The organism is Chroococcidiopsis sp. (genome assembly GCF_051657925.1).
Taxonomy (GTDB): domain Bacteria; phylum Cyanobacteriota; class Cyanobacteriia; order Cyanobacteriales; family Chroococcidiopsidaceae; genus Chroococcidiopsis.
Window position 1 is genome coordinate 1 of the sequence record NZ_JBOFLP010000111.1, and the last position, 8676, is coordinate 8676.

Annotated in this window: 6 protein-coding genes; 3 read left to right on the forward strand and 3 right to left on the reverse strand. The window is 47.0% G+C overall.

Features of this window, described 5'->3' with window-relative positions; translation table 11 throughout:
* Positions 1-168: 168 nt before the first annotated feature.
* Positions 169-750, reverse strand: coding sequence for a hypothetical protein (locus ACRC32_RS08205; protein WP_438553502.1), 582 nt, complete (start codon positions 748-750; stop codon positions 169-171).
* Between the two features lie 117 nt (positions 751-867).
* On the opposite strand from ACRC32_RS08205, the gene ACRC32_RS08210 reads away from it, so the two are divergent.
* Positions 868-3909, forward strand: coding sequence for a diguanylate cyclase (locus tag ACRC32_RS08210; protein ID WP_438553503.1), 3042 nt, complete (start codon positions 868-870; stop codon positions 3907-3909).
* On the opposite strand, the gene ACRC32_RS08215 is transcribed toward ACRC32_RS08210, so the two are convergent.
* Positions 3872-4201: a hypothetical protein gene (locus ACRC32_RS08215; RefSeq protein ID WP_438553504.1), complete on the reverse strand. Its 330-nt coding sequence runs from the start codon at positions 4199-4201 to the stop codon at positions 3872-3874. The two genes, ACRC32_RS08210 and ACRC32_RS08215, sit on opposite strands and share 38 nt — an antisense overlap.
* Before the next feature lie 172 nt (positions 4202-4373).
* Here ACRC32_RS08215 and ACRC32_RS08220 point away from each other — a divergent pair, with 172 nt between their 5' ends.
* A complete protein-coding gene (locus tag ACRC32_RS08220; RefSeq protein WP_438553506.1) occupies positions 4374-5528 on the forward strand; it encodes a ferrochelatase in 1155 nt (384 codons plus the stop codon).
* Positions 5529-5564: 36 nt separating this feature from the next.
* On the opposite strand, the gene ACRC32_RS08225 is transcribed toward ACRC32_RS08220, so the two are convergent.
* Positions 5565-6110 carry an NADPH-dependent FMN reductase gene (locus ACRC32_RS08225; RefSeq protein ID WP_438553505.1) on the reverse strand — a complete coding sequence of 182 codons (546 nt, stop codon included), beginning with the start codon at positions 6108-6110 and terminating at the stop codon, positions 5565-5567.
* Between the two features lie 439 nt (positions 6111-6549).
* Here ACRC32_RS08225 and ftsH point away from each other — a divergent pair, with 439 nt between their 5' ends.
* Positions 6550-8469: an ATP-dependent zinc metalloprotease FtsH gene (gene ftsH / locus ACRC32_RS08230; protein WP_438553507.1), complete on the forward strand. Its 1920-nt coding sequence runs from the start codon at positions 6550-6552 to the stop codon at positions 8467-8469.
* Positions 8470-8676 lie beyond the last annotated feature (207 nt).

The window sequence follows — 8676 nt, forward strand, 5'->3', positions numbered from 1 at the left end:
GAGTGAGGAGTGAGGAGCGAGGAGCGAGGGAAAGAGGACAAGGGGATATAAAAGAGCTGAGGGGCTGAGGGGGAGAAGAGAGTTGAGGGAGCATCTAAATACATTTTTCTGACTCCTGGCTCCTGACTTCTGACTTCCAAATTCCCCTCACTCCTCGCTCCTTGCTCCTCACTCCTCGTTCCCGTGTCGTTTTAAAAGCATAGACAAAAATTCAGCTGCCGTCAGGTAAGTACGGTGTTGGGAGTAAGCCCCATCTGAGTGTACCCACCAACCTGTAATCGTTGGCAGCGATCGCCATAGTACCAAATGCTCTACTGGCGGATCGGCATAAAAGCTATCGTTTCCCTCACCTAAGAGGGCGGAAGTCCAGTGGGTAAAGTAGTCGTGACTGAGGCGGTAGCAAGGAAAGTTGGTAAATAAAGGCACTCCCCAGCCGTCTACCGCGATCGCAGCGCGTACTTTGCCTCCCATTAGCTGCCATCCCCAGGCTGCACCAAGTGCGCCTACGACTCCGGCGCTAAAACCGAGGAAAATCAACGGCGGCGCTGTTTTTGGACTACCGAGGCGAGCGTGAAGAAACTGTAAAATGCCTACAGCAGATAAGGATAAATACGGATATGGCGGAGAATAAACCAGTAAATTTCCCGTTTCTTTTAGCTGCGATAGAGAGGTAAAACTTGACTCGAAGGCTGTGATTAACGCTTGAGTCAGATGCAAATCGTGAATTCCCGCACAAATAACGACTTTCATGAGTTGAATTTAGAAAGTTTTAAGAAGTCTTTCAGTGTTCTTACTGTAGTTACTCCTGGCTTCTCGAAACGAAACTTTGAATAATACAAACCTTGTTTTTAAGTATCTAGAGTTTAGATGATGACCGCCGCCCACCAACGGCTGAATGCCTCAGCAGAAAAGTTATCAAAAACAAAATCTTTTATTGGAAATTCAACGCTGCTAGAAGATGAAGCCGCCAGACTAGCAGCTCTCTATCGGTGTCAAATTCTCGATACACCGCCAGAACCAGAGTTCGATGAAATTGTGCGATTGACAGCGTTAATTTGCGGCGTTCCTATTGCTAGCATTAGTTTTATCGATCTCGATCGCCAGTGGTTTAAGGCGTGTTTTGGTTGGCAGATCGATGCCCTCTCGCGCGATCTGGCGTTGTGCGGACGAGCGCTACAACAAAAAGACGTTTTCGTTGTCACCGATGCTTCCACAGACTCTCAGTTTGCTACCCATCCCTGGGTTTGTTCCCAGCCCTACATTCGCTTTCATGCCAGCGTTCCCCTAATTGTTGCGGAAGGACGCGCAATTGGGAGTTTGTGCGCGATCGACCGCACGGCGCGAGAACTTGATTTGCAGCAGATAGAAGCATTGCAGTCTTTAGGTCGTCAAGTTGTGAAGTTGCTGGAACAAAGAAGCGATCGCCTTTCATCGACATCGACAGTCAATCGCCAACATCCCAGTAACAAGCGCTTTTTCACCCGCATGGCGGTTGGCTTGGGTTTAGCTTCAGCAACGTTACTTGGGGTAGGGGCAGTGTCTCATCACACTCTGACTAGTCTAGGGCGCAATAATGACAAACAAATCCAGCACTATCGCGTCCTCGAAGACTTGAAAGACATCCATGCCTCCATGCAGAAGGCAACGATCGCCAAACATCGCTATATCGCTACTGGACAACCTAGCTATTTAGAACCGTACTACGACGCGGCAAGAGACATTCAAACCAAAGTCATCCATCTCCAGCAGGAAACTAACAACAATCCTCACCAACAGCGCCGTTTGTCAACTCTGCAACCCTTAATCGAGCAAAAAATTACTGAAATCGAACGAGCAACTTTTTTAAGAAAAACCAAAGGAGCTACAGCCGCTTCCCAAACTACCTTGTTAGAGAAATCGAAGTATCTCACGGATAAAATTGAAGCGATCGTCCAAGACATGGAAAGCACGGAGTACGCTCTGTTACAGAAGCAGTCGCAAGCAGAATTTACGCGCACACGTCAAACCATGTTTGCCTTTGCCGCTGCTATTTGCCTGAATATGTTGCTCTTAACTGGAGTCTACGGTTTTACAGATCGCGAGATGAGAGAGCGCCAGCAGATGACCGAGGCGATCGCCCAGGAACGAGATTTTTCGGAATCAATCCTCAATACCGCAGGCGTTTTGGTGGTGGTTCTCGACCCGCAAGGGAAAATTCTTCGCTGTAATCGCACCTGCGAAGAAATGACCGCTCGCACGGCAACAGAAGTTAAAGGAAAGTTTTTTTGGGAATTATTTTCGCTCCCTGGTGAAGCTGAATTGCCCAAAACTCACTGGGAAAATTTACTTGCTAACCAATCGGCAAGCCAATACGAAGGTTACTGTCTCAACCGAGATGGTAATACTCGCCGCATTGCTTGGACAAATACGATCCTGCGCGATCGCCAAGGGTTAGTAGAGTACGCGATCGCCTGTGGTATAGACGTTACGGCTCATTCCACTGCTGAAGAAAGCCTGCGTCACAGCGAACAGCATTTACGTAACATTATCAATAGCTTATTCTCCTTTGTTGCCGTTCTCTCGGCTGATGGCACGCTGATCGAAGCCAATCAAGCTTTATTAGATGCAGCCGATCTTCAGCCCAAAGATGTTTTGGGTAAATCTCTGATTCAAACTTACTGGTGGTCTTACTCTCCTACCGTACAAGCCGAGTTGCGATCGGCGATCGATCGCGTCAGTCAGGGTGAAAAAGTGCGTTATGAAGGCGAAGCAAAAGTAGGCGACGATCGATTCATCACGATTGACTTTGCTTTCACACCGATGTACGATGCCAGCGGTAAAATTAGTTACATTATTGCCTCTGGTACTGATGTAACCGAACGCAAGCAAGCGGAAGCAGAAAGAGTGCAAGCTAACGAGCAACTGAGTAATTGGGTCAACGAACTCAAACAGCGCAACCACGAAATTACCTACCTCAGCTATACCGTTGATGTACTACAAGCTTGTCTGACGCTGGAAGAAGCTTGCACTACCCTAGCTCAACTCGTGCAATCTCTGTTCCCACAGGCATCGGGGGGAATTTTTCTCAACCGCAACACGAAAAGTTTACTAGAACCAGTTGCTACCTGGGGAGTCCCCCTCTTAGCAAATCAGCAAGCTTTTAATCCCGATGATTGTTGGGCGCTCCGCTTGGGTAAACCTCATTGGGTTGATGATGCCGACGATGGTTTGCTCTGCAAACACGTACACCACAGCTTACCAGCTGAGTCCTTGTGCGTGCCTTTGATGGCGCATCGAGAAACCTTCGGCGTGCTTTATCTCGGTTCGCTAGAAAAGGGCGTTCTTTCCCCTGCCAAAAGACAACTGGCGATTGGAGTCGCAGAACATATCGCTCCGACTTTAGCTAATTTAAAACTCCGCGAGACTTTGAAAAACCAGAGCATTCGCGACTCGCTGACTGGTTTATTCAATCGACGTTATATGGAAGAAGCTTTAGAGCGGGAAATGCTACGTTGCGATCGCAAGCAACAGCCACTGTCCATCATCATGCTCGATGTCGATTACTTCAAGCGGATCAACGACACTCTCGGACACGATGCTGGCGATGCCGTGTTACGGGAATTGGGACGCTGCTTGCAAAGTTACGTCCGAGGTTCGGATATTGCTTGTCGTTACGGTGGAGAGGAATTTATTCTCATTCTTCCCGAAGCTTCCCTTGGGGTAACGCAATTACGTGCCGAACAAATTCGCGCCGCTGTCAAACAACTACATGTCGAATCTTTCGGTCAACCTGTAGGAGCAATAACTCTATCTTTAGGAGTCGCTAGCTTTCCCAAACACGGATTAGAGGGAGAAGCCATTCTCAAAGCTGCCGATACCGCTCTCTATCGCGCTAAACAAGAAGGACGAGATCGGGCGATCGTTGCTTGAATGAGGAGCGAGGAGTAAGGAGCGAGGAGTGAGGGAAAGAGAGTGGTGAGTGGTGCGCGATGAAAGGGTGTGGGGTGTGGGAAGTGTGGGAAGTGTGGGAAGTATTGGAAGTGTGGGAAGTATTGGAAGTGTGGGAAGTGTGGGGTGTAGAGAATTTTGAATGCATGAATTGTTTTGCTCCCGATCGCTCCCGATCGCTCCCCCAGCCTCCCCTGCTCCTCTGCCCCTCTGCTCCTCTGCTCCCTGTGCTCCCTGCTCCCCGCTCCCTGCTCCCTTGCTCCTTGCTCCTCACTCCTCACCCCTTCATAAAGATTTCCTCCATAGATAGACCAATCCCCCCATAGGGGATGCTAACCTAGTGTGAGTAAGAGTAGTACCAGCGATCGCGGGGTATGAGAATTTGTACTCTCCCTGCTACAAGCATCAAAGACTGGCAGAACATTTATTCAGGCGAGGCAAGGAAATTGGTAGCAACTCCAGAGAAACAACAACCTCAAGCGCCAGCTCCAAATTCTAACCAAGACAGAGTTGCCGTTTTACTAATGGGTTATGGTGAAGTTGAAAGCTATGCAGATTTCGCCAACTATAACGAACAAGCTTTAAATCTACTTACAGCTAAATTTGCCCCCGTGCCAACGTGGATCTATCCTCCTTTAGCAAAGCTATTGGCAATGTTTGACTTGCACGAGTGGCAGCATCAACACAACCACTTTGTTTCCCCCCATAATGCGATTTTCGAGCAGCAACGGGCGGGGATCGAGCAAGAGCTACAGGCTAAATGGGGCGATCGCGTCCAGGTTTTTAAAGCCTTTAACTTTTGCGCTCCCTACCTTCCAGAGCAAGTTCTCACAGAAATCAAGGCACAAGGATTTGACAAACTACTGATTTATCCTCTACTGGTTGTCGATTCTATTTTTACCAGCGGCATTGCTGTCGAACAAGTCAATAATGCCTTAGCAAAATTAGCTGATGGTGAAGAACACTGGCTGAAGGGTCAACGCTATATTCCTTCTTTCTACAACGAACCTGCCTACATCAATTTGATGGCGCAGTTGGTAGAAGAAAAAATCGCCGCCGAACTTGCGTCTGCCTACCTACCTTCGCAAATCGGCATCGTATTAATGAATCACGGTTGTCCCCACAAAGCTAAGGGTTTCACGTCGGGGATTGCAGAAAGTGAAGCTCTATACGAACTAGTTAGAGAACAACTCATCCACCGCTATCCACTGATCTCTGTAGGCTGGCTCAACCACGATACTCCTCTCATTGAATGGACGCAGCCAAATGCATTCCTAGCAGCAAAAAATCTGATCGATTTGGGCGCAACGGCGATCGTCTTCATGCCAATTGGTTTTGCCACAGAAAATCATGAAACTCTACTAGACGTAGACCACATCATTCACAACTTGCGTCGCAAGCATTCCACAATTAGCTACGTGCAAATGCCCTGCGTAAATGCTCATTCCCGCTTTCTGCAAATGGCAGCAGAATGGGCAAATCCTCAAATTGCTGCCCTTCTATCAGAGCAGGCACTCTCAGTTAATCCTCAGTTAGCGGTTGTGTCTGCTCACCACCACCACCATCACGACGACGGACATCATCACCATCACCACCATTAGAAATGTAGAGACGTTGCATGCAACGTCTCTACATTTCTAGGAAACACCGCGCAATTTGCGCGTATTCTCGACTAAACTTTGAGCAAATTGATCGAAGCGTTGCGATAATTTTTCATCCAATAGCTTGCCATCAGCTCCAAAAGCTTTCCACGCTTGTCCGATCGCAATTTGTTCTGGTATAACCCAAGCGTGAACCCATCTCATGATTAACCGCATATCGTTGAGAGCATTGCTATTTGGTTGACCGCCTAACACGCTGATCAGTCCTGCAACTTTACTATCTAGCTGGTCGAAACTCATCAAATCCAAAGCATTTTTTAGTACGCCGCTAACGCTACCGTGGTACTCTGGTGTAGCCAAAATTAAGCCATCAGCCTGCTGGACGGTATTCTGCAACCGCTCTACATCTGGGTAGCCTGGATACTCATCGCCCCCGTGGCAAAAGGGTAACTGCATCTGCCTTAAATCTAAAATCTCTACCTCTGCTCCTAGTGCTTCGACTCGCCTTGCTGCAATTTCTAATGCGAGTTGGCTGTAGGAATCTTTCCGCAAGCTGCCACCGATACCCACAATCTTAACCATATCTCAATCCTTATTGACGATATTTGCTGACTATTGCAAAATAAAAACTAGAATATCTTCATCTACAAACTAATCGTTCACTCTCTACAAGTTTTATTTATTGCTATTCATACTCATTACGAGTATGTTTAAATTAAATATAGCGACTTTTACTAAGGGATGTCAAATTTGAGGTAGTAGTAATGGGTAGTTGGTAGTTGCGTGGTGCGTAAGAAGAGACGAGGGTGGATTTGAAGGTTGACTGCTCGCTACTCCCTACTCCCTACTCCCTGCTCCCTGAGTAAGGAAGTTACACTAGAGATTGGAAGAATTGAGTTTATAGCTGGAGCTAAGGCAAAATCTCTTCAATCTGTTAAGTATGAAATAGAACGGTGGATCGTACCTACCGTTCTTAGCAAAACAGTTTATGGGTCAAGGCAGCGACAGAGGGCATTCTAATATGAGAGGTTCGCGCAAACAGTCATTAGATCGGCGATCGCCAGCAGGTAGTAAAGCTATGAATATGGCGAAGCGAAGTCTATGGCATTTGGCAGCAAGCGGAATGATATTGCAGTCAATGCTTGTAGGTACTCCGGTACTGGCACAAAGAGAAAATTCCAATACGCTGAATTACGGCGAATTGTTACGCAGCATCGATCGCGGAGATGTCACTAGAATAGAGCTTGACCCAGCGCAGAATATTGCTAAAGTTCAGCTCGAGGGACAAAAGGCGGACGAACCACCTAAAGAAGTATTGTTATTACAACAAAATCCAGAATTAATCAACAAAGCAAGAGATAGACAAGTCCCATTGGAAGTCAATTCTTCCGCTGATAGTAGGGCTGCAATGGGTCTGCTAGCAAATTTACTCTGGATCGTGCCTCTGATGGCGTTGATGTTGCTATTGTTACGTCGTTCAGCTAATTCTTCTAATCAAGCCCTGAGTTTTGGGAAGTCTCGCGCTAGATTTCAAATGGAAGCTAAAACGGGCATCAAATTTGATGACGTAGCGGGGATTGATGAAGCCAAAGAAGAATTGCAAGAAGTGGTGACTTTCCTCAAACAGCCAGAGAAATTTACCGCAGTTGGGGCAAAAATTCCTAAAGGAGTATTGCTAATTGGACCTCCAGGTACGGGAAAAACTCTACTGGCAAAAGCGATCGCCGGGGAAGCAGCAGTCCCATTTTTCAGCATCTCCGGGAGCGAATTCGTCGAAATGTTTGTCGGTGTGGGCGCGTCGCGGGTGCGAGATTTATTTAAGAAAGCGAAAGAAAATGCCCCTTGCTTAATATTTATCGATGAAATTGACGCAGTGGGTAGACAAAGAGGTGCGGGAATTGGCGGTGGAAATGACGAGAGAGAGCAAACTCTCAACCAATTACTCACAGAAATGGACGGGTTTGAAGGCAATACGGGAATTATCATCATTGCTGCTACCAACCGTCCTGACGTACTCGATGCAGCATTATTACGTCCTGGTCGATTCGATCGCCAAGTCACAGTCGATCTGCCAGCATACAAAGGACGATTGGGAATTTTACAAGTCCACGCCCGCAATAAGAAAGTCGATGATTCCGTCTCTTTAGAAGCAATCGCCCAACGCACGCCTGGTTTTTCTGGTGCAGATTTAGCGAATTTACTCAACGAAGCGGCGATTCTGACGGCAAGGCGGCGCAAAGAGGCGATTACACCGTTGGAAATTATGGATGCGATCGACCGCATTACGATTGGGATGACGCTGACACCTTTATTAGACAGTAAGAAAAAGAAATTGCTGGCTTACCATGAAATCGGGCACGCTTTATTAATTACGCTGCTGAAAAATTCCGATCCTTTAAATAAGGTGACAATTATTCCTCGTTCGGGTGGAATTGGCGGCTTCGCCCAAACCGTACCCGATGAAGAAAACGTAGACAGTAGCTACTTGCGGAGTCGCGCTTGGATTTTAGACCGAATTGCGATCGCCCTGGGAGGATTAGCCGCTGAAGCCGAAGTATTTGGCGATTCAGAAGTCACTACGGGCGCTTCTGGAGACTTAAAAATGGTTGCTAACCTAGCGCGAGAAATGGTGACATTATATGGAATGTCAGATTTGGGTCCAGTCGCTTTAGAAAGCCCAGATAACGAGGTATTTTTGGGACGAGAGTGGATGGAGCGATCGGAATATTCCGAAGAGATGGCAAGAAAAATCGACAATCAAGTTAGAGCGATCGCGACTGAAGCATTTACAAAAGCTCGGACAATTATCCGCGAAAATCGCGATTTAGTCGATCGGCTAGTGGATTTGTTAGTCGATAACGAAACAATTGAAGGCGAACAATTCCGGCAAATCGTCACCGAATACATGCAAGAGAAAGAGCAGAAATTATCTGTTGTTTAATGTTTACTTGTTAGTAGGGTGGGCAATGCCCACCCTACTTTTTTTTGGCTTAAAATGATGCTTGATTTACTGGAGTTTAGACTAATTAGCAAAGAAAAGCGGTCAGATCGTTGATTCCGCTCGCTTCATGGTCAAAGACGTTTCAAATCACTTGACCATGAGTAATTTTGACAAACTTCAGGATTTTCGGCACAAAGCCTATACTCT

Coding starts and splice junctions, on each gene's coding strand:
- ACRC32_RS08205 (WP_438553502.1), bottom strand. CDS start 750: ATGAAAGTCGTTATTTGTGCGGGAATTCACGATTTGCATCTGACTCAA.
- ACRC32_RS08210 (WP_438553503.1), top strand. CDS start 868: ATGATGACCGCCGCCCACCAACGGCTGAATGCCTCAGCAGAAAAGTTA.
- ACRC32_RS08225 (WP_438553505.1), bottom strand. CDS start 6,110: ATGGTTAAGATTGTGGGTATCGGTGGCAGCTTGCGGAAAGATTCCTAC.
- ftsH (WP_438553507.1), top strand. CDS start 6,550: ATGAGAGGTTCGCGCAAACAGTCATTAGATCGGCGATCGCCAGCAGGT.